General features: G+C 69.9%; 16 protein-coding genes and 2 pseudogenes. 10 read left to right on the forward strand and 8 right to left on the reverse strand.

The features are described from left to right. Positions 1 to 812 precede the first annotated feature (812 nt). Entirely contained in the window at positions 813 to 2312 is a 1500-nt protein-coding gene (locus BM228_RS22505; RefSeq protein WP_092044118.1) for a DUF2252 domain-containing protein, read from the forward strand. 26 nt (positions 2313 to 2338) lie between these two features. On the opposite strand, the gene BM228_RS33965 is transcribed toward BM228_RS22505, so the two are convergent. Beyond that, positions 2339 to 2566 (reverse strand): hypothetical protein, encoded by a 228-nt coding sequence (locus tag BM228_RS33965; RefSeq protein WP_139234164.1) that lies wholly within the window; start codon positions 2564 to 2566, stop codon positions 2339 to 2341. Between the two features lie 126 nt (positions 2567 to 2692). Here BM228_RS33965 and BM228_RS22510 point away from each other — a divergent pair, with 126 nt between their 5' ends. After that, positions 2693 to 3964 (forward strand): hypothetical protein, encoded by a 1272-nt coding sequence (locus BM228_RS22510; protein ID WP_092044119.1) that lies wholly within the window; start codon positions 2693 to 2695, stop codon positions 3962 to 3964. On the opposite strand, the gene BM228_RS22515 is transcribed toward BM228_RS22510, so the two are convergent. Continuing rightward, a complete protein-coding gene (locus tag BM228_RS22515; protein WP_092044121.1) occupies positions 3951 to 4226 on the reverse strand; it encodes a hypothetical protein in 276 nt (91 codons plus the stop codon). The two genes, BM228_RS22510 and BM228_RS22515, sit on opposite strands and share 14 nt — an antisense overlap. A gap of 1470 nt (positions 4227 to 5696) precedes the next feature. Here BM228_RS22515 and BM228_RS22525 point away from each other — a divergent pair. From BM228_RS22525 to BM228_RS22545, 5 genes are all read left to right on the forward strand, one after another. Then, positions 5697 to 8057, forward strand: coding sequence for a recombinase family protein (locus BM228_RS22525; protein ID WP_092044124.1), 2361 nt, complete (start codon positions 5697 to 5699; stop codon positions 8055 to 8057). Between the two features lie 708 nt (positions 8058 to 8765). Continuing rightward, complete coding sequence (locus tag BM228_RS22530; protein WP_092044126.1) at positions 8766 to 9548, forward strand: metallophosphoesterase; 783 nt, start codon at positions 8766 to 8768, stop codon at positions 9546 to 9548. 52 nt (positions 9549 to 9600) lie between these two features. After that, on the forward strand, positions 9601 to 11373 hold the full coding sequence (locus BM228_RS35485) for an AAA family ATPase (RefSeq protein WP_244537266.1): 1773 nt from the start codon (positions 9601 to 9603) through the stop codon (positions 11371 to 11373). A 134-nt stretch (positions 11374 to 11507) separates the two neighbouring features. After that, positions 11508 to 12356, forward strand: a complete 849-nt coding sequence (locus BM228_RS22540) for a metallophosphoesterase family protein (protein WP_092044128.1) — start codon at positions 11508 to 11510, stop codon at positions 12354 to 12356. 71 nt (positions 12357 to 12427) lie between these two features. Further along, positions 12428 to 12889: a hypothetical protein gene (locus BM228_RS22545; RefSeq protein ID WP_139234165.1), complete on the forward strand. Its 462-nt coding sequence runs from the start codon at positions 12428 to 12430 to the stop codon at positions 12887 to 12889. A gap of 95 nt (positions 12890 to 12984) precedes the next feature. On the opposite strand, the gene BM228_RS22550 is transcribed toward BM228_RS22545, so the two are convergent. Continuing rightward, positions 12985 to 13269, reverse strand: coding sequence for an ArsR/SmtB family transcription factor (locus BM228_RS22550; RefSeq protein WP_092044131.1), 285 nt, complete (start codon positions 13267 to 13269; stop codon positions 12985 to 12987). A 540-nt stretch (positions 13270 to 13809) separates the two neighbouring features. On the opposite strand from BM228_RS22550, the gene BM228_RS22555 reads away from it, so the two are divergent. Next, positions 13810 to 14007, forward strand: coding sequence for a hypothetical protein (locus BM228_RS22555; RefSeq protein ID WP_092044133.1), 198 nt, complete (start codon positions 13810 to 13812; stop codon positions 14005 to 14007). Between the two features lie 140 nt (positions 14008 to 14147). On the opposite strand, the pseudogene BM228_RS22560 reads toward BM228_RS22555, so the two are convergent. After that, positions 14148 to 15113, reverse strand: a pseudogene (locus BM228_RS22560) (IS481 family transposase). Between the two features lie 311 nt (positions 15114 to 15424). Beyond that, positions 15425 to 16294, reverse strand: a complete 870-nt coding sequence (locus BM228_RS22565) for an SDR family oxidoreductase (protein WP_092044134.1) — start codon at positions 16292 to 16294, stop codon at positions 15425 to 15427. A gap of 102 nt (positions 16295 to 16396) precedes the next feature. Between BM228_RS22565 and BM228_RS22570 the strand changes: the two genes are divergently transcribed. Further along, positions 16397 to 17287, forward strand: a complete 891-nt coding sequence (locus tag BM228_RS22570; RefSeq protein WP_092044136.1) for a LysR family transcriptional regulator — start codon at positions 16397 to 16399, stop codon at positions 17285 to 17287. Between the two features lie 178 nt (positions 17288 to 17465). Beyond that, positions 17466 to 18410, forward strand: a complete 945-nt coding sequence (locus BM228_RS22575) for a hypothetical protein (RefSeq protein ID WP_092044137.1) — start codon at positions 17466 to 17468, stop codon at positions 18408 to 18410. Between the two features lie 2045 nt (positions 18411 to 20455). Here BM228_RS22575 and BM228_RS22580 read toward each other — a convergent pair. From BM228_RS22580 to BM228_RS22590, 3 genes and pseudogenes are all read right to left on the reverse strand, one after another. Beyond that, positions 20456 to 20722 (reverse strand): annotated as a pseudogene (locus tag BM228_RS22580) (transposase); the annotation flags it as partial. Between the two features lie 73 nt (positions 20723 to 20795). After that, positions 20796 to 21731, reverse strand: coding sequence for a LysR family transcriptional regulator (locus BM228_RS22585; protein WP_092044198.1), 936 nt, complete (start codon positions 21729 to 21731; stop codon positions 20796 to 20798). A 134-nt stretch (positions 21732 to 21865) separates the two neighbouring features. Further along, the gene (locus BM228_RS22590; protein ID WP_139234166.1) at positions 21866 to 22093 is read right to left on the reverse strand and encodes a hypothetical protein; all 228 of its coding nucleotides are present in this window, start codon (positions 22091 to 22093) and stop codon (positions 21866 to 21868) included. Positions 22094 to 22150: the final 57 nt, after the last annotated feature.

The raw sequence follows: 22150 nt of genomic DNA on the forward strand, positions 1-22150 counted from the left end.
GGCGCGCGGGCTAAGCTGGTGGAAGCCGGCGGTAGCCCGGCGGTCCGACGGCTCGGGGCAACTCCGGGAAAGGCAATCAGCCGACGCCGTCGGCCAACCTGCGTCCGCCCTGTTGCCAGATCGATCGCCGGCCGCGCATCGGCCGCGTGACAGCTAGGCCGGTCGTTGCCGACGCGCCCGCGCTCGACGAGGGCGGCCGGCCGTGGGATGGGTGAGCCGGCATGGCGTGTCGCTGGCGCGCGCCAGGCGCAGTGCTCTCAGCGAACGCAGGAGAGTTGGTAACATCAGAAACCAAGATACTTATGTCTAGAAGGACGTCAGGATCTGATGTTACCAACTCTCCCGCGGCACTTGGCGAGCGGTTCGGCGTGTTCGACCAAGGCGCGGACTGGTTGGATATTGTCCGCCGCATCATCGCGCTGGCCCGCGCGAACGGGGTCTCCAATCCGGGTTCGCGATCCGTACGGTCATTGGAGCGACACCGAGGGTCCCGACCAACGCTGCGGGATTGATCGTCATTGGACCGATGTTCCAATGGGCCGATTGCAGAAACTGCAGACGCAACCTCTCGCCGGGCAAGGGATCGAGGTCGAGAACCAACTGCCACCCATGCCCAAGGCAAACGAAAAGTACGGTTCGCTTTGGGGATGCTCTTCAACCCTCGGGGCGATCGAGATGGGCGCGAAGCGGCCAACCAAACCTGCACGGGCGTCAGCCGTCTGTCAGGGGTGTGCGGTTAAGTCCACGTCGAGCGGACGGGTTTATTCCGCGGCCAGGCCGTTGGCATGGTCTGAGGCAGTCGGACGAGGTCGATGGAACGGTCAGCGCAGCCCACGGATACCCCAGCGGCTGCGGTCGGCGAGCAGGAAGCGGTGATCGAAGCTGCCGAGGAGGCGGTCCTCGAACCCCTCGCGGACTTCCCGCACGTCGACCTGCGCTCGGGCGTCGAGCCGTGGGAGAAGCGTCGCGCCGCCGGCAAGGTCCTGCGCTCGAGCCTGCCGCACGCCGCCCATGCCAGCCTCAACATCGCCCATAATCGTCCCGACCCGGTCGCCCTCGTCGAGTCGGCGCACGAGGGGCGGCAACCACACCTTATCCCGCTGCGTGTCGCCCGCATGGCCTCCTCGCCGTTCGCGTTCCTGCGCGGCGCCGCCCAGGTCATGGCCTGGGACCTCGCGCAGGGCCCGCGCGGCGCGATCGACGTGGTGATGAACGGCGATGCACATATCGCGAACTTCGGGCTGTTCGGCTCACCCCAGGGTGACATGGTGCTCGACCTCAACGACTTCGACGAGGTCACGGTCGGGCCGTGGGAATGGGACCTGAAGCGCCTTTGCGCGAGCATCGAGATCGCAGCGCGCGATGCTGACGTCACCCCAGGCGAACGGCGGCAAGCGGCGCTGAGCGCCGTGGCCGGCTACCAACACACGATGGACGATCTCGCCCCGCGCGGTTCGCTCGACGTCTGGCAGCGCTCGGCGCGAGCCGAGGACCTCGCCTTCGCTGGCATCGAGATCGACGCGCGGTCGCAAGCCGTGGTGCGCAAGGCCGTCGAGAAGGCGCGGCGGAAGAACAACACGAGCTTGCTCGATCAGGTGGGCGAGCGTCGCACGGACGGTGGCTGGCGCTTCCGGGAGGAGCCGCCGATCCTCGTCCGCGTCGATGAGGCGACGCGCGAGGCCGTCACCACGGGCCTGGAGCGTTACGCCGAGACGCTGCCGCGCGAGCGGCGGTTCATGCTCAGCCGCTACCACGTGGTCGACGTGGCCCATCGCGTCGTCGGCGTCGGCAGCGTCGGCACCCGGGCGTATGTCGCGCTGCTGTGCGGGAACTCGGATCGAGACGTGCTCTTCCTCCAAGTGAAGGAAGCGGTGCGACCGGCCCACGCGCCGTATCTACGCGGCATGCCCAAGCCTTATGCCGATCACGAGGGCGAGCGCGTGATCTACGGGCAACGCCTCCTGCAGGCCGTGGGCGATCCGCTGCTGGGGTGGACGAAGATCGAAGGGCGGCCCTTCTACGTCCGGCAGATGAAGAACATGAAGGGTGAGATCCCGGTCTCACGCATGACGGGCCAGTCGCTCCTGTACTTCTCCCACGCCTACGGCGCCCTGCTCGCCAAAGCCCATGCCCGCACCGGGGATGCGGCGGCGATCGCGGGCTACTGCGGCCATGAAGGCCGCGCCGACCTGCGCGAGGCCCTGGCCGATTGGTCGATGGCCTACGGCGACCGGAACGAAGAGGACTACCGGATCTTTCGGGAGGCCATCGCGGCGGGCAGGCTGCGGGCGGCCGGGGATCCTCACCTTTGACGTTACGGGTGTGACCGGCAGCCCGGTCACTCGGTTATCGTGGTGATCCCCGACGCGGCGGCATGGTCCGATCCCGGCTCACCGTCACCCTGGTCGGCGTGCATCGAACCGTAGAGCGTTTTCAGGAGTGCCGAGAGATCTGAGAAGGATAGGCCGGCCTTCTGTACGACGCGGGTGGCTTCCGACGCTCCGCGATGCATCCGGCGATTGGACCGGGATTGAGCGGCGAGTCGGCCGCGCAGACGGTCGTCCATGCTTCACCCCCGCATGCGCGCCCCCGTCCGCGGGTCTTCCCGAAATCGCCACTCGGCGCGCATCCCATGGACAGGCGTCGTTAAGCGATCCGCCCTACCCTCCGCGCACGTGCGGAACAAGGCCCGATGCCTGCGATCGATCTCAAAGACCTCGAACGGATCGTCACATCCAGTCCCGACAGGGACGACCCGGACGAAGGTTATCCCGACCGCCCCGCATCCTGGTGGGAGGCGGCCACGGATGCTGATTTGATTCAGGCGGTGCGCCGTGCCGCCGCACGAGCCGCTGCCCTCCCCGACCCGGCCCTGGCCGGGCGAGCGACCGGCACCGGGAGCAAGCCTGGCGAGGCATCCGGGTCGCCCGGCACACCGCTGGACCTCGCGCTGGCGCGCCTCGCGCGGGCGGATCGCTCGCCAAGGCCCGGGGAGTGGGTCGCGGCGCGCTTGTCGACGTGCCTCCTGCTGCTCGAGGACGGCGACTTTGACGGCGCGCGGCAGATGGCCTTGCAGGCGTCCGCGATAGCCGGGGGGACCGAAAACGCCGCTGGCGCCCGTACCAAGGACCTGGTCCGCCGGATAGGCGTATGCGCGAGCGCCCTCGGGGAGACCCGACCCCGCCTGCGGCTCTTCCCGTTGCCGAGGATGGTCGCGAGCGCGATGCCCGTGCCGGAGACGCCGACGCTCGATCGCCTGATGGACCTGGACGGGACCACCACGAGCTTCGCCGTTTCAGCCCAGCCCGTCGGCACCGGCGACATCGCGCCCCACGTGCTGCCGAATATGTGCGATCGGCACATGGCGGCGGCGGGGGATGCCTGCAGGCGGGCCCTCGCCGACGCCGCGCATTCCGCCGCTCCGTTGTCGACCGTGCTCCACTGCGTCGGCGCGATCGAAGCCTACGCCAACCTGGCGAGGCTGTTCCTGGCCGCCGTGGACGATCCGCGGCGCACGCCCCCGGCCGGGTCGGATTGCGAGGCCAACGGAGCCAAGCGTGGGGTTCGGAACCAGGCCGAGGGATTGCGCCGGCTCTACCGCCAGCTGTCGGGCGGCGAGCCGATGGACCAGGCGCTCGCCACCGAGGTGAAGCTCCTCATCGAGCTGAGGCACCTGCTGGTCCACGCCGACACGAGGTTGGGTGGCGACGCCGCCCCGACGACGCAGCGCACGCGGGACTTGCTGGCCGGGCTGGAACGGTTCGCGACGCCAATGCCGGGACCGCCCCTCATGATCGACCGTATTCTCACCCCGGGCTTGGCGCTCTGGGCGATCGGCGTGTCGGCTCGGTTGCAGGATGCGTACCGTGCGGCATGGAAAACCGGGAGGCCGACGTTTCCCGACGAGCGGGAAACCGGCGATGTCCCGCAGGAGCCGGCGCCCCGCCAGATCAACGCGGGGTAGCGGACGGCGCCGCATCTGGATCCTCGGCTGACCCGGGTTCGTGTCCCGGGGACTGGGCGTCGCCGATCGGCGGCACCGGCCCCGTCGGTGCCCCGGGCGGCGCCGGGATCTCGCGCCATTCCGGGCCGTAGGTCAGGAAAAGCCGCCCCTGTCCGGCGACCTGGATCAACCGCCTGTCCGGGTCGAAGAGGACCAGTCCCGGGACCTTGTACACGCTCCAGATAGTGGCATCCGCGCCAGTCGATTGAAGGTAGCCGGACATCGGCGGCCTTGTCTTGTTCCGCGGCAAGCGGGCGCGGTAGAGGATCGATCGACGTGTCATCTTAGGCCTCGGCTTCGCTCTTCGGGAAGCGTCCGACGGATGGATGAAAGCCACAACGCGGCGATCGCGTCGCGGCCGCTCGGCACCGCGCCGGCGACCCTCGCCGGGGGGTGACGGACACGGCCGGCACTTGGGTCGGCGTGGCGGCTCGGCGCCGACGAGCCCGGGCCGCCGGGTTCCCAAGCTGCTCCGACGCAGCCGATCGAGGGATTCGACCGGCGGATCGACCCCGCTCCCGTTCCGGGGCGGGGGCCGAGCGACGACAGGGGAATCGGCTGGGACAGCTTTCGCGCCGTCGCGGCGACGGGCGGACCGCACGTTGCCAGCCTTCAGCCGATTCGGCACCGGCTGGTCGACCCCGAACCAGCGCTGGCCGGCAGGGCGCAGTGACACTTCCATCATCGGACCGCGTACGCGCTCCCGCCCGGCTCATGCAGGGGGGCGGACAATCGGTCCGGTGGGCCAAGACCGTCATGGACGCACCGCGAAATGCCTGGTGCGTCCATGACGATCCAAAGGCCCGAAAGCGAGCGTGCGAGAACCGCCGTGGGCAGGTCGGGGCGGCCGTCCTCGACGATATGACCCACCGGCGCGGTCGGTCCCGCGGTCGCATCGCCCGAGAGACTTCGTGCCGTCCGGACCGTCCGTCCACGCATTCCACAGGCCGCCCGGCGCGGCCCGGTCGACGGCCCGGCGATCGATCTATACAATAACGACATCCCTGCATTTTGATCTGGCGACCGCCGCCTCGGCTGGCGTCGTCGGCCTGTCGATCGACCGGCCGCCCACCGAGCGCCGACGCCGTCACGGCGTCCCCCCAACCATCGATCGACCGGCCAGCCGCCGCCCGAGCGGCGGCTGGCGTCGCCGGCCTGTCGATCGACCGGCCCCCCGCCGAGCGCCGGCGCCGTCGCGACGTCTCACGCCAACCACCGATCGACAGGCCAAGCCGCCATCCGGGCGGCGGTCGAGTCGTGCGGCGGCGGCCGACGCATGTCCGAACCCGGATTCCCCCCACTGCATCACAAGAGGAGCGATCATGCGCCATGCCCCTTTGAAGGCCATCGACCAAGGGGGGTCGGCGGCCGACGAGACGATCATCCTTCATCCGTCCGTGCAGGCTTTCCTGGAGGCACTGGCGGCCTGGCGTTTCCGAAGGGCGGTCGCGGAGGCGGATCGTCGCCCCGGCCCCGATGTCGCTTCGTCCGGCACGCGGCGCAGCCGACCGGACGGCAGGACCGTCTGATCGTCCGTCGAACCCGCGACTCCCGATATGCAAAGTACTCGTAAATATAAGACTGGACTTGTTCCAGATGTTTCGAGATCCATTCTTCGGCCCGACTCGGGCCATGGACAGGCGATCACCCGATCGACTTGTCGCCTCACGGAGTAATCGCGAGTATCGCCATCATGAGTTGCTTGAGCATCCGCCACGCTGAACGCGGCGACGGCGCCATCGTTCTGAATTCGCGTCACGAGGATGGCGCGCCTGCCCTGCGCGAGAAGCTGCTCGAGAGCGTGCCGCGCTCGCTGCGGCTGCCCGCGAGGAAGGCGACCCTGGACGTGGGCGGCCCCAAGATCGCGCTCGTCTACACGCGCTATTCCACGTCCGGCCAGAACCAGATGAGCACGGCGAGGCAGCTGGAGGATACCGCGGGCTACGCGAAGCTCGTCGGCTTCCAGATCCCGAACGACGGCGTGTACTCCGACGAGGAGCGAAGCGGCTTCTTCATGACCGGGCGCGAAGAGCTCGAAAGGATGTTGGCGCGCGTGAAGGCGGGCGGCATCCACGCGATCCTGATCGGCGACTCGTCGCGCCTGGCGCGGGATTTCGTCGACCTGGGCTGGCTGTTCAAGACCCTGCGCCGGCAGCGCGTCGAGCTGCACACGGCCCAGGGCGGGAAAATGGACATGGCGCAGGTCGCCATGCACGGTTACGTGAACCATCAGCAGGTCGACACCCTCGTCCACAACACGCGGCACGCCCGCAGGTCGATGGTCGCGGAGCTCCGGATCCCCTGGGGCGCGCGCAACTTCGGTTACGTCAAGAGCGCGAGGGGCCGGGGCCACGTGGAGCCCGACCCCGTGGAGAAGGGGATCGTCAAGGAGATCTTCCGGCTCGCCGCCCTGGATCTGGGCCGCGCCCGGATCGCGGCCATCCTCAACGAGCGTAATCAGATGGGGCGGCGCAAGACGCCGTGGACCGCGGATGCGGTCGGCCGGGTCCTGAACAACGTCCTGTACCGGGGCATCATCCTGTATGGCCGGTACATCTACACGAAGGATTCGGAAGGCAATTACAGCCGCGAGGCCGCGCCCGAGGACGCGTGGGTCATCGCCTACGCCGAGCACCTCGCGATCGTCGACGATGTCGTTTGGGAGGCAGCGCGCCCGAAGCGGCGCACGGCCCGGACGGACGGCGAGCCAAAGTCGGCGCGCGGCCAGTTCCTGCTGTCCGAGCTGGTCCGGTGCCCGACGTGCGACCGGCACATGGTCTGCATGGGCGGGCGGCCGAGCCGCTTCGTGTGCTCCGGACACAACTACAACAAGTCGTGCGCCAACGCCCGCAGCTGGGACATGGGCTGGGTCGAGACGGGGGTCCTGCGCCTCCTGGCGGGGGTCCTCGACGACGCCTCGCTCTACGCGCCCTACCTCGCGCGCCTCGGCGCCGAGGCGGCCCGGGCTGCGTCCGACGCGGCCTCGCGGCGCGACGGGCTGGTCCGCCAGCGCGACGCGCTGGAGGCGGAGCTCGTGGCCAGCTTCGACGACGCCTACACCGAGGGGCTCGAGAAGCACATCGTCCTCAAGATCCGCAAGGGCAAGCAGGCGAAGGTCGACGCGATCAACGGGAAGCTGGCGGAGATCGGGTCCCCGCGCGTGGTCATCGACGTCGCCCGTCGCGTCGAGGAGCTCGGCGGGTTGGCGAGCGCCCTCCGGGAACTCTCGGGCGAGGGTGCGATCGACCTCGGGACGCCGCAGGGCGAGGAGCTTGCGGGCGCGATCCGGGCGCTGATCCGTCGCGTGGTCCCGACGCCGGACCCGGGCTCGCACGGCGTCCATATCGAGCTCGCCCTCGCCGAGCTCGGATTCTACGATCCCGGCACGCCGGCCGACGTGGGGCCGGTCCGGATCGTCCGGGGCGCGCACGTGCCGCCCAGCCGCGAGGAGCAGAGCCGGCGGCGGGGGCTGGAGGAGGCCGAGCGGCACCTGGCGTCCGGCGCCTGCAGCCTGGACCGGGCGACCTGGGCCGCGATCCGGCACCTCGTCCCGGACGAGGCGGTCGGCATGCTCGACGGAAGGCGGAGGGGCGCCGAGGCGCTGGTCGAGGTCATGCTCCTCGCCCTGAGGCTCCGTCGCGCGGCGACGGACCTCCCGGACCGGTACGGCAGCCCGGAGGCGCGAAGGAAAGCGATCAAGCGCTTCGTCCGGTCGGGGTGGTGGGCCCGCGTGGCGACGGTGTTGGGAGACGAGGCGCCGCACCTGCTCGACGGCATCGACCCCCGGCGCTTCGACTACGTGGCGCGGCCCGGGATGTCGGCCAGGGACGGCTCCGGCAAGAAGAGGCCGCGCCGGAACATGGGCATCGTGGTGGCCATGCTCTCGCGTCCCCGCGGCGCGACCCTCCCCGAGATCGCGGCCGAGACCGGGCAGGCGAACCGCGCCATCCGCGTGGCGATCTCGCGGCTCCGCTGCCGCCGCGGCTTCCGCATCACCAAGGCCCGGCGACCGGACGGTCTGAACGCCTGGCTCGCGGACAAGGCGGCGCGTTGAAACCTCGGCGCGCAACCATGGCCCCGCCGTCCGCACCGGGACGGCGGGGCCACCCTTGAAGGCCACCGACCCCGCCACGACCCGAACGATCCTGCCCGACGGTTGCCGGGGCGCCGGGACTGGCCGCGCGGGGTCGCCCGACGATGATGCTCCCGGATCGCGGCCTTTCCCGATCTAAGCAAGTCTTCGTCAATGCATCCACAAGACAGGCATTGCCAGGCAATCCAAATCGGCGATTCTGTTGATTTTGAAACTCAAGACCAGTATAATAACCAAGCTCAACGCACAAAGAGTGGCCCGGTCGAGAAGATCGACGGCCAGCCTCGCCCAAGTCCTCGGGCGGTGGCCGCCAACGAATGCGCGACGCGGTACGCCGCGCCCGTAGCTCGGGCGTGCCGCCCGCCTCGTGCGGGACGGGTCGTCCCGGCTAGGTCCGTCGAGGTCGCCGGGCTCGGTTCGGTGGGCGTTCCCTTGGAAGCTCCGTCACGGCCGGACCCGCGTTCGCCGGGCCGCGATCCCCCCGGGAAGGCCTGAAGCTCCCGACCCGTGGGGACCGCGTGGCATCGCGGGGCCTTCCAGCGCTGCGCGTGTCCGGCGCCTGCCGACCGCCGGGCGCGTCGACCGGGGCGGCCATCGCCGACCTCGCCTTCCTTCCACCGTGTCCTGACCGAGGCGGCGTCGACCGGCGCCGCGAAAGGAGTCGTGCGCATGCGCTTCTGGATCTTCTCCGACCTGCACCGCGGAGGCACCGCGCCGTGGACGCCGCCGGCCGTGCCCGAGGCCGACGTCGCCCTGGTCGCCGGGGACGTCGGCGAGGGCGTCGAGACCTCGCTCGCGTGGCTGGCGCGGACCATCCGCCCGCACATGCGGGTGGCCTTCGTCGCGGGCAACCACGAATACTATCGTGGATGCCTCGGCTCGGAGCTGGCGCGCGGCCGGGCCGCGGCGGCCCGTCTCGGCATTGATTTCCTCGAGGACGAGGTCACCTGGATCGGCGACGTGGCCGTCGCGGGCTGCACACTGTGGACCGACTATCGGCTCGACGGCGACGACCGCGTCGCGGCGTCCATGGCCGCCGCCGGACGGATGCTCAACGATCACCGGCTGATCGACCGCGCGCGCCGGCCGCGGCGCGAGCCGTTCCTGCCCGAGGATGCCGCCGCGCTCCATCGCGCGAGCCGCGCCCGGCTGGAGTCCCTCGTCCACGAGCGAGCCTGGACAGCGGCGCGGGCCCGGGTCGTCGTCACCCACCACGCGCCCGCCGCCGCCTCGCTCGATCCGGCATTCGCCGGCAAGCCGCTCAACCCTGCCTTCGGCTCGCGGCTCGAGGGCCTCGTCGACCGGATCGGGGCCGAACTGTGGGTGCACGGCCACGTGCACGCGAGCCGGGACCACCGCATCGGCCGGGCGCGCGTCGTCTGCAACCCCAAGGGCTACGGCGCCGAGAACCCGGCTTTCGACCCCGGCCTGGTCATCGACCTGTCCGCCTGATCCGGGGCAGCGCCCCGCTCCGAGCCGCCGCATGGAGGTCCCCTTGGAAACAGTGCCCCCCGCGGTCGCGCGCGCGATCGTGCTCAGACACCTTCCGCGGGCCCTGCGCGCCGCCCTCGACCGCGAGGCCGCGAACGGCCCGCTGCCGGCGGAGCTCGCCGCCGATGCCGAGCTGATCCTCCCAGGCCTCGGCGTGACCCTCGCCAGGTGGATCGACGACAACGTCGGCGTCTGCCCGGGCCTGTCGGGTTGGCTCGACGACGCCGGCCCGCACGCGGAGCCCGCCCCCCACGCCGCGGGGGGCGATCCGGCGGGGAGCGGGCTCGCCACGCTGGACCGGGCGGCGGCCGAGCGGGACGACCCGGCCCTGCGCGAGATCTCGGACGCGCTCGTCATGCTCGGCGGGCAGGATCGGCTGGCGACGCTCGCCGGCCGTGCCGCGGCCGCGGCTTGGGCTTGCCTCGACCGGATACCGGAGGCGCAGGCTCGGCTCCACCAACTCGGGCTCGCGGCCGCCGGACCGCCGGAGGACGACCACGCCCTCCATCCCCCATGGCCCGCCCTCGCCGCCTCCGGGCGGCCGGTACGTCGAACGGAGGGCGCAGCGCAAGAGGCCACGGCGGAAGAGGGCGCGCCGGAGGCCGGGGCCAAGTGGCGCGCGGCGATCGATGACGCCCTCGCCGACCTGCGCCGGGACGCATGCCTGCTCGCCGTCGGCCTGTCGGCCATGGCGGCGGGATGCCCGCGGCGGACCTGGCACGTCGACACCCTGGCGCAGGCGGCGATCGATCACGGGCGGTCCGTCACGCACCCTCTGACGCACTGGGCCGTGCGGGAGGCCCGGCAATCCTTCGAGGGGGACGCCAAGGCGGAGATCGAGGAACTGCGCGAACTGGTCCGGGCGCTCGAGGCTCCCCCGACCCCTGAGCCCGGGCCGGACGCAATCGCAGTCCCGCCGGGCCACGTCCTCGTCTGTCCGGCCCTGCCGGCCAAGGGCGCCGCCAAGGCGAAGGACATCGCGCGCGGCTACGAGCATGCGATCGGCCGGCCGTTGCCCCTGGTCCCGACCCCGGACATCGGACGGGCCCACGTGGCGCTCACGACCGAGTTCCCCCACGCCCGGGAGGCGATCGGCGCCGTCCTCGGCGCGTTCTTCGGGAGGGCCCATGTCCGAGCGCGCCCGCTGCTCCTGGCGGGGCCGCCGGGTGCCGGCAAGACGCGTTTCGTGCGCCGACTCGGCGAGGCGCTCGGCGTCGGCGTATACCGGGTCGACGGCGCGAACGACTCGGGCGGCAGCTTCGGCGGCACCGAGCGGCGGTGGTACTCGTCGGAGCCATGCCGGCCATTCATGGCGATCGCCAGGCACCGGCAAGCCAACCCAATCGTGCTCGTCGACGAGATCGACAAGGCGGCGACCCGGTCCGACTATGGACGACTTTGGGACGCGATGCTCCAGGCCCTCGACCCGGAGAACGCCTGTCGCTTCCCGGACCCGAGTCTGCAGCTCGAGCTGGACATCTCGTGGGCGAGCGTCGTGTCCACGGCCAATGATCCCTCGAAGCTGCCCGGCCCCCTTCTGGATCGGATGCGGATCATCCGGTTCCCCGAGCCCCGGGCGGAACATCTCGACGCGCTCCTGCCCGGGCTGCTCGCGGAGATCGCCGGGGAGGCTGGGCTCGACCCCCGGTTCCACCCCCCCCTCGACGGCGTGGAGCGGGCCGCGCTGCGCGCGCGGTGGCGGGGAGGCTCCGTACGCCGGCTGGGCCGAGCCGTCGAGGCGATCCTGCGCGTCCGCGACCGAGCCCAGGCCGGGAGGGCGCATTGAGCCTCGGCCTCGACCCGACCGGGCGTCGGAGCCCGGGGTCTGCCCCCGCCGTTCGAAGGCCGGCCCCGCGGCGCCCCGAGCCGCGGGGGTATCCCCCGGCGCGGCCAGCGCCGCGGCCGCGCCGCGCGTTCTGGGTGCTGTCCGACCTGCGCCTCGACCTGGATCCGGGCGTCGAGCTGCCGGAGCCGCCGGACGGCTACGACGCGGTGCTGGTGGCCGGCAACGTCGCCCCGGGCCTCACGGCCGCGCTCCGCGCCCTCCACGGCGCCCTCGGCGGGCGCCAGGGGGACCGGCCGGTCTTCTTCGTCCCGGGCCCGGTCGAGTACCGGTCCGACGTCCCGCTGGTCGAGGCGCTCGCGCGGGGCCGCGAGGTCGCCCCCGAGCTCGGCCTCGTCCTGCTCTCGGACGACGCCGTCCGGTTCGGGCCGCCCGGCGGCGACGGGACCGTCGCGATCGGGGCGACGCTCTGGACCGACTGGGCTCTCGGCGCCTCCAGCGAGGTGCCGAGCGCGCGCGTCATGGCCCGGACGGCCTGGAAGGAGGCGGGCCGGATCTTCCTGCGACGGGGACGGGCCCTCACGCCCCTGGACGCACTCGGGATGCACGCGCGCTCACGGGCCTACATCGAGGACGCCCTGACTAGCGTGGCCATCCGGTCGCTCGGGCTCCGCGGCGGCCCGAACGCCTGCGTCGACTGCGCCCTGCCGGGCGACGTCGCGGTGGTCCTGACCTGCCATGCGCCCACCCCGCGCTCCCTGCCGGCCGACTGGGACGGCTGGGACGCCGACGGCTGGGTGCCGGCGTCCCTCGCGTCCGAGGCCGGCGCATCCATGGAGGCGTGGGGCGCGCCCAGGCTCTGGGCGCACGGCAACGTGCCCCGCGCCGCCGACCACGTGCTCGGCAAGACCAGGGTCGTCGCCAACCCCCGCGTGGGCGAGCGCGGTCGCGACACCTTCGACCCGGGCTTGGTCGTCTCCGTCTGAGCGGCCGTCCGAACGCCAGCGCCGCCCCGCCCGCGGCCAGCCCCCCCTGCTCCCAGAACGACGGAGATTGCATGCGAACCCCCATCTCCCGCCGGGGCGCCCGCCCCGCGCGAGCCAGGCCGGCCCCGCGCGGTCGCGCGTGCCCGTTGCCGCTCTGGCGGACACTAGACCCGTCCGACATCACCGAGGAGGACGTGACGGCCCTGGCGCGCGCCGTCGCCGCGACCGCGATCCTGCACGAGCGGCGCTGGCCCGCGGCGCGGGCCGGCGATCCCGCGACCGCCGCGGCGGTCGCCATCGACCGGATCCACCGACACGAGCCGGAGGGCCCCGTCTTCGACGTCGTGATGGGCAACCTCGTCGTGATAGCCCGCCGACGCGGCGACCAGACGGCGCGCGTCGTGCTCGCCCATGCCCTGAGGTCCCTAGCCCGGCGGCACCCGCGCCGGCCCGACCTGCGCCGGATCGCGGAACGCTGGGCGGGACCGTCGCGGACAGGCTCCCCGCGCATCCCGTCGAGGACGCGCCCGTGACGCCGCACGGGCGGGACCCGAGCGGCCTCCATCGGAAAGGTCGGGAGAGAATTAGGGATACGGTCCTGCAGGTGCCAACGGGTGGGATGCGAGGCCTAGCCGGGCGGATCGCGACCCAGGAACTCGACCAGGGCGGCCACCCGCTCGGCCGACGCCCGGCACAGCAGCGTCGTGGACCGGCGTTCCTGCGTCACGAGCCCCGACTGGACGAGCTGCCGCAGGTGGTTGGAGAGGGTCGACTTCGCGTCGATCCCAAGGCGCTCCTGAAGGGTGCCGACGGACAGGCCGGCATCGCCGGCGCGCCTGAGCTCGATCAGGATCCGCAGGCGCGTCGGGCTACCCAGGGCTTCCAAGATGCTTGCGGCGACACCTACGTCCATCCGCCGGGTTCATCCGCAAGCGTCCGCGCTGTCAAGTCGCCGCGAGATCGGGGTCCTCGCCGCCGCCCCGCATCCTCAAGCCCTGATCTCCGGCGTCCCGGTGACGCAGCGCGCTTCGTTCCCGAGGATGGACGAGCCATACCGCCTAGGTTCGCGCAAGGTGCCTTGGACGAGGCTTGAAATTCCCGGCCGGGGTCCGGCCCCGCGCGCTGGCAGCGTCCGAATCGCGTAGGCTGCCCACACGCGTTCCAGGCAGGGGCCTCGGCCCGCATGTCACCCAGCCCCGAAGCAACCGTCCGCAGGCCTACGAGGCGAGGCATGTCCGGATCCGCACCGTCGCCTGAGGCTCCGTGCGGATCCGGTCCGATGCGGTCATGACGAGCCGTGGCCCGAGCCAGGAGGCCGTAGGTTCGAAGGGGTACGACGATGCAGGCAATTCACCTGTTGGACGAGACCGCGGGGCGGCGGATGCCTATGAAGCCGCCGCATGGCCAACAGTGCAATGGTTGCGGATATTGTTGTGCCACGAAAGTCTGCGGGTTGGCGCGTGAGCACATCGGCGCGATGGAAGCGCCCTGCCCGGCGCTCGAGTGCGAGGACGGTCGGTTCCTGTGCGGATTGATACGCCGTCCGGGCCATTACATGGCGCTGCCGAATGACGCGGCCGATCCGATGCTGGGTCGCCTGTTCGCGCAGGCGCTGGGCGTGGGCCGGGGGTGCGACTCGAGCGATCCCTAACGCCGATGCGCGGCACGCGCTTGGCTCCGGCGACGGCGCGTCGACGAACCTGGTCGCTTGTGCCGGGTCCGGGCCATCCGAGCCTCGGCGCATGGGAGAAGCCCTACTGTGCATCTTGCGAAGGTCGGCCCGATCACGGCCTAGGTGTATGGTCCCGGGATGTGGTGTGACGGGTCGAGCCTGAAGCGTTTGGGCTCTTTGGTCCAGACCTGAAGGACATGCTCGTAGGGCGTAAGGCCGCGCAGGGTCTTCAGCCGACGGGCATGGTTGTAGGCGTCGACGAACAGCTGCAGGTGCGCCCGGAGCTGTTCGTGGGTGTCGTAGTGATAGCGCTTGACCGTGGCGTCCTTGATGGTGCGGTTCATCCGCTCGACTTGACCGTTGGTCCAGGGATGGTTGGGCTTGGTCAGACGATGCTCGATGCCGTGCTCGTGGCAGACGCGGTCGAACATGTGTCGGCTGTAGAGAGCTGTCGGACCTGAGCGGTTGCGCGGGGCATGGCAGAACTGCACCCCGTTGTCGGTTAGCACGGTGTGGATCGTGTACGGCACGAACGCGACCAGCGCGCGGAGGAAGTCCGATGCCGTGTAGCGGTTGGCTTCAGCTTCCAGCTTGGCGAACGCCAACTTTGAGGTTCGGTCGATGGCGACGAACAGCTAGAGCTTGCCCTGTTCTGTCCTGACCTCGGCGATATCGATGTGCACGTAGCCGATGGGGTAATCGGCAAAGCGCTTTGTCTTGGGCTTGTCGCCCTCCATCTCAGGCAGGCGGCTGATGCCGTGCCGCTCCAGGCAGCGGTGAAGCGACGAGCGGGTCAGGTGCGGGATCGTGGGCTGCAGGCCGTAGAGGCAGTCGTCCAGCGGCAGCAGAGTATGCCGGCGGAAGGCCACGATGATGGCCTCCTCTTCTGGGGTCAGAACCGTCGAACGGGGCTGCTTCGGCCCCATGGCGGCATCGCCTGTCGTCTGCCGAGTTCGCCACTTCTGGATCGTCGTCGGGCTGACGCCGTAGCGCTTGGCCGCCCCTCTCACGCTCTCTTGACGTAGCTGTATTGCGCGACGGACCGCCTCCGTCGTGCGGGCGCTGCCGTGGAGAATTTGGCCCATAGCGCATCTCTCGCTGCATGGTGGTCAACCGTACCACCACACCGCGGGATCAAACACCTAGGGAACTACGAACGGCTGTCGCAGGGCTGGGTCGAAGGCGATGATCCCGCTTGGATCGACGTCCCCGACGGTGGCCTCGCGGACGAGGGACGTCGCGCTTTCCTCCCCCCTTGCGTCGGGTGCGGATCCCAGGGCGGGAACTGACGGGCGTCGCGGGCCTGGGGACCGAGCCCCCCGGGCTCACCGCGACGCTCGCAGTCGGGTCGACCACTACGAGGGTCCTTCCGACGGGGTTGCGTGGCGCCCGGCCGTCAGGCCGCGGCCGCGATCTCGGCGGCGACGTCGCGGTAGCGACGCAGGGGCCGGCCCAGGAGCGAGGTCAGCCGCCCGAGGTCGCCGGCCTCCGGGACCATGCCGTCGGTCTGGAAGCGCTCGGCCATCATGCGCATGTCGTAGGCCATCCAACCCGGCATGAAGTTCCGGAGGTTCGCCTCGAACTCGGCGGTGTCGTCGCCGCCGTAGGCGACCGGGCGTCCGAGAACCTCCGACCAGATGGCGGCCACGCCCCCGCCGGTCAGGGTGTCCGGACCGACGACGTTGATCCGGTCGAGGGGAAGCGGCCGCTCGGCCCGTTCGTGGCGGATCAGCGTGACGGCCGCGATCTCGCCGACGTCGCGTCCGTCGGTCATGGCGAGCCCCTTGGCCCCGATGGGCATCGGGTAGACGCCGTGCCGCAGGACGATGTCCTTGATCGTCAATTCATTGCTCATGAAGTAGGCGGGCCGCAGGATGGTGGCCTCGAAGCCCATCCGCTCGATCATCCGCTCCACGCCGAACTTGCCCGCGAAGTGCGGGACGTTCACGTATAGGTCGCTGTGGATGACCGACAGGTAGACGATCCGTTCGATCCCGGCCTCCCGGGCGACGTTGAGCGCGATCAACGCCTGGGTGAATTCGTCCGCCGCCACCGCGGTGAGTAGGAACAGGGTGGACGCGCCCGCGAACGCGCCGCGCAGGGATTCGACGTCGAGCATGTCGCCCCGGACTACGGCGACGCCCGCCGGGAGGCCGGCCTTGGCCGGATCCCGGACGAGGGCGCGCACGTCGGCGCCGCGCCGGACGAGATGGTCGACGACATGGCGGCCGATGGTGCCGGTGGCGCCTGTAACGAGGATGGTCATGCGATGTCTCCGGGTTGCCGTTGGTGGCAGGCCGGAAGTTGGCGATCCACGCCGGCGTCGAAAGCCGTTATGGTTGGACGGTCCGTCCCACCGGTGGAACGCATGGATTTGCTTGCACTCGCCGATTTCAACCTCGTCGCCCGACACGGGGGCTTCGGACGCGCCGCGCGGGCGGCCGATCGACCGAAGGCGACGCTGTCGCGCCGGGTCGCGGAACTGGAGGCCGCCCTCAACCTCCGCCTGTTCGAGCGGGGCGCGCGCATTCTTAAGCTCACCGAGGAAGGACGGGCCCTCCACGAGCGGACGGAGACGCTGCTGGCCGAACTCAACGAGACCGCGGCGGCCATCGCCTCGGGCGGCGCGAAGCCGCGCGGCCGGCTGCGGATCAGCGCGCCGCTTCTGTTCTCGCAGGTCGCCATGGGGAAGCTGGCGGCCGAGTTCGCGGCGAAGCACCCGGAGGTCCGGCTCGAGGTCACCACGGAGGACCGGGGCGTCGACATGGTCGAGGAGGGCTACGACCTGGTGATCCGCGTCAATCCGCAGACCGACGAGAGCCTGGTCGGGCGCGTCTTCCTGCGGGATCGTCTGGTGGTCGTGTCGAGCCCGGGCCTGGAACGGCCGGCGGCCGACCGGACCGTGCCCGCCGTGGAACGTGGTCCCGGCGGCGGCGATGCATGGCAGGTGAGAGCACCTGGCGGCGGATCACGCATCGCCTTCGAACCAATCCTCAGGCTGTCGTCGCTCATCATGGTCCGCGATGCGGTCCGGGCCGGCGTCGGGGCGGGATGCCTGCCGATCTCGCTCGTCAGCCACGACCTGGCAGCGGGAACACTGGTTCACTGGGGCGACGTCGACGGCCCCGACATCGCGCTCTGGACGCTCTATCCCTCTCGCCGGCTTCTCAGCGCACGCGTGTCGGCGTTCCTTGGCCACCTGAAGCAAGCGTTTCCGAAAGGCACGCCGGACGAGCTGGCGGCCTATATGGGGGCATGAGGTAGGGGTCGGCGTCCCGGGGCTGCGCACGCTCCCAAAGGAGCACGAGCGCCAGGTCATCGTTGCGGTGCACGGCCGTCAGCCGTTCGAGTATCTGCGCCTTGACCTCAGCTCCGCGTTCCCGACGGACAGTCTCCTGACGCTCGAGCGACCAGGATGAGACAGGCGCACTCTGCACTTGGCGGCGGCATACGGCGACGCCTTGTTCGCGGGCTCCTACTATTACGGCGCTACGGGCTTCTGCGCCTCCTTCCTTCATACGGCCCCGGCGGGCATCGCCGACGAAATGATCGGCCGCGTCAGGCTGTGCCATGGCAAGTCGCTTCGAATGGTGGGCGAACGCGCGAAGGCCATCGAGATCATGGAGGGAATCGACCCGTCGTTGCTCGATAGGTTCGACCAGGAATCGTTGCTGGTGAGCCTCAGCCTGGCGCATTCAGGCCACGATGACGGCAAGGCCACGGAGGTCGCCGAGAAGTTGCTGAGAGCGACGAAATCCGTCCCGTATAAAATCCAAGCGTGCTCCATCATCATCCAGGCGAAGCCAGCCACACCCGAACGGCGATCCAAGCTCATCGCCCTGGAACGGGAAGCGCGCAAGAAGAAATGCTGGGTCGTGGCCAACAACCTGGCACTCGCTCTTGCAAAGCAGAGCGACGACCTCGAACAGGCGAACCGCTATCTCGGAGCTGTCGTCGATACGGGGACGGAAACTGAGGACATCTACAACGTCGTCAGGGCGACGGTCGAGTTACCCGAACGCAGCATCCGCGGCGGCAAGATATTTCATAACGACGATCATGCTCGAATCATTTCCGCATATCAGTATTTACTCATGAGAATAATCCCCCATTTGTTTGATAACTGCCATGGATTGCTATGGAATAGTTTCATCCACCGCGGGGAAAATTTGAACCTGCTCGCGTTGTTCCGGCACAGTTCGTTCATCTGGCAAGTTAGAGGCGTGGCGCCTAAGGAGGATCAGTACATCTCCATGTTCCTGGAGATATTGGAGAACGAGGACGCCGGCATACTCGACAGTCAGGATGGAGGTTATTTCTGGGCTCGGCTGCCCGGCCATGCGACATCTGTCGGAACGGCGAGGCTCCCGGTGGCGGGATGAGCCTCTCTCCGACGACGCGGTCGATACCGTCGCGATCGGCCGCCGGCACGGTTCGCCGTCGACGTTCCCGGGGCGGGCTCGGCGATGCGGCCGGCGCCGTGATCCGTTTCCCACCTCGCCGGGGAACGGATGTCCACCACGATGAAGGGCCGCGCCCATCGCGGGCAGGCAGCCCGAACGGCGACCGGGCGTCGAGCCGACGTGCGCCTCGCCGAGTGGGGAACGGGATCGGCGCCTCACGGCCATGCGTGGGGCCGGTCGCTCGGATCGCAAGAGTCAGCATCGATCGCAAGCCGATGCGAAAGCGACGTGACGGGCGCTCAGGCAGCAGCCGACGGTCACTCGCGAAAGAATGCCGCCGAGACGGCACTTCCCCTGGCGGTGACGTCAGCTCCCACATCGAACGGATGAGTTCGGATGCGGGGTGGGGCCCAACCTTTTCGCCGGATCGGGATGCCCCTTCGGTTTCGGACGTCGGCCTGCCCCGAAGCCGATCCGCGCCGCGGCTCCCATGCGGGCCAAGCCGTGGCCGGTCCGGCGCTCGGCGGGGACTCTCGGACGCGCCTACTCCCCTGGGGGGAAGGCTCACCGGCGTCGAATCCGGCCCGAACGCGGACACCGACGGTCACGTACCGACCGAGATCGCAGATCGGGGTTACATCGTCAGGACGGGCCCGTAAATCCCGGATTCATCCCCGGCTCCATCCCGACAAGTCTCTGACTGGCATGATTTTTAAGGCGCGGCAGGAGCTTGGGCGAGTGCGGGGTTACGGTCCCCTCAGCTCCACCACTTATTTTTCGCTCCAGAAAAGTGAGTGGTGGCAACGCGTTACGAGACAGCTCCCTAAATTTTATCCCCAGGTCTCCCTATCCAAAGGGCGGACCTCGCCTCATGCCGAAGCACGCGGCACGAGTTCGTTCCTTCGTTCGGTTCCTTCGTCGACGTGCGGTCCCGGCATATTCCGCGATGCCCTCGACGCAGACAGGCCACCGAACGTCCCTGACGTCAGGCCCGCTGCCGGGTCCGCCATATCAACCAGACCAGCCCGGGGGGCGGTACCAACGAGATGTCGATTCGAGAGTTGGACCTACGCGCTTCGCCCGTGGAGCTGCGATGCGTCGGCCTCAGTTCTGCCAACGTGAAAAGGGGCGACGGAAGGAGCCGTGCGATGCACCCGCGGCGTCGTCTTCGGGTGACCGATCAGGGTGAGGAACTTCCGCCGCCCCGATCGTCCGCCGGCGCTGCACCGACGGCCGCTTCCCGAGGCGCATGACACGGCTGAAACGGCTGATCCATATGGATCGCCAACGCTCGGTTCACAGTACCTTCTTTCCACCGCCCAGCAGTCTGGAAGACTGCCTCCGCAGGTTCTCCGAAGTATTCGACTTCCACGGCAAGACCCGCAGCCTGACGTCTGGCCGCCGAACCTAGCGTAACGGATGCAAAGCCCGTTCTTTCGACGCTTGGCCGCAAAATGGTCCCGCCTCGTACTTTCGAGAGGGATCGGAAGCGACGAAGTTACTCTGACCCATCCTCTGCGACATCGATCAGGGCGTGGTCGATGGCGGCATCGATATGGCGCTTCCTGGGCCTCTCGCCCCTCGTCTCCGCCAAAGCACCGTTCAAACCGCCGCGAACGCTACAGTTTCTTCGTGAGCCGATCTCTCATCCGCCTCCTGCTTGGGGCCGCGGGCCTGATCCTACGAGGTGCGGAAGGAACAGCGCCTAGGGATGCCTTCGCCGGGGAGGGGCGACGCTGTACGGGACGACGGAACCTCATCCCCGATCTCGGCGTCGAACGGCACTACGCGAAGGATTGGGGACGCTTGAACCGTAGAATCCCTTTCCAGCAGCACTCCGGTTGAAGATGCAGGGTGGGATCCCGACGATTTCCTGGCCGCGAATGACGGACGGATCAGCGAACACGTGGATTTCGACGTGGTTCTGTCGGAGGATCTCGCTGAACTTGCGGCGGTCCAGGGCGTCCGCCTTTCCGAGGCCGATCTCGAAACGCTCGGGCCGGCGGTCCAGGACCAGACCCGACCCGCATGGACTCGCGTCGGCCTCGCTCTGTCCGGCAGCGGCATACGCTCGGCGGCCTTCGCGATGGGAGTGGCGCAGCGGCTCCCGGTGACCCTGCTGTCCGCGGTGGTGGGGAGCCTCTCGTCAGTGCCGAGCGCCACGGCCTCAGCATCGAGGGTTGGATCCTGAGTTCGGCCGCGATCTGCATCTGCGCCCGGCCGCTGCTCTCCAGCGGGGCCGCCGCCTCGCGTTTGAACGTGGGCGTGAACGCGCGTCTCGTCTTGGCCACCAAACACCTTTCCCCGCGCGTAACCCGCGTATCAAAGGTGTCCGTGAAACCGGGGGAGGATCAGGATCGGCAGCTACAAAAATGCGATCGGCCGCGCCGCGGCGGGGTTTGTCGCGGCCTGCTCGGTGAAGCGGTGGATCAGCCAGCGCCCGGCCGGGCCTGGTGGATCATCGCTCCGGTAGATCGCGGTGAACGGCAGCCGGCGATGCTTCGCGTCAGGCACCGGCAGCGCGACGAGGCGCCCCGCCGCGAGGTCCGCCTCGACCATGTGTGCCGGCATGCTGCCCCAGCCGATCCCGGCCAGAAGCAGCGTGTGCTTGGTGCTGAGATCCGAGAGCCTCCACGTGCGGTCGGCGATCACGCCGAATTCCTGGCCCTCGGAGAGCGGCGAACGGTCGGCGATCACGAGCTGGACATGGTCCCGCGCGGCGCTCGGGACATGCCCGCCGGCCTTCGCCAAGGGATGCGCCGGGGCCGCCACCGTGATCATCTCGACGTCGCCCACCGGGATCCGTTCCAGCGGATCGGTCTCCCGGTTCCAGAGTTCGACGCTGATGCCGAGCACAGCCTTGCCGGTGACGATGTGGTGCTGGACGGCGCCGAGGGCCTCGACGTTCAGGCGCAGCGAGACGGTGGGAAACGTCGCCTGGAAGGCGGTGAGCGCGTCCACGAGCCGGGCGCCCGGCATCAGAACACTGACGACCAAGCGCACCTCCGCCTCCAAGCCGCCCAGCAGGCCGCTGACCTTCGCGCGCAACGCATCGATGCCGTGGGCGACGGTGCGCGCCTCGGCCAGCACGGCGCGCCCGGCCTCGGTGAGTTGCGGCTTGCGCGTCGCCGCACGGTCGAAGAGCGACAGGCCGAGCTGGAGCTCGAGGTTGGCGATCGCGTAGCTGATCACCGAGGTCGCGCGGTTCAGGCGCCGCCCGGCGGCCGCGAAGCTGCCGCACTCGATCACGGTGAGGAAGACGCGCAATTGATCGAGGGTCGGCGTCCCGGGTCCGTGCATGTCGAAATCCTCGAACGACGCGCGCGTCGCCTTTCCGGAGGTCTCGACAAGCAAGGGAACCGCCAGTCCCGTGCCCGACATGACGAAGCCGGCCCCGTCTCCGGAACCGGCTTCGTCGCGCGAGGCGTATCGGCTCAGCGGCGGGCGGCCCCTCGGCCGTTGCGGGTCACGGACCCGGTCGTCAGCCTGTCGGAGGCGATCGCCGCACCTCCGGTCCAGGCACGGCTGGGCTCAGAGACGCTGGCGCCCCCGGGGGCCGCGGCGGCGGGGATGCCGGCAGGAGCGGTGTAGCTCTGGGCCTGGGCGGTCGTGTTGGCCGCGAGGGTGAGGGCGAGGACGGAGGCGGCGAGCAGGCGGGACATGGTGGGCTCCATCAATCCGGTGGGGTGACGGCGCGTCGCCGTCATCCGATGCCGTCA

This window comes from Methylobacterium pseudosasicola, assembly GCF_900114535.1.
GTDB lineage: Bacteria > Pseudomonadota > Alphaproteobacteria > Rhizobiales > Beijerinckiaceae > Methylobacterium > Methylobacterium pseudosasicola.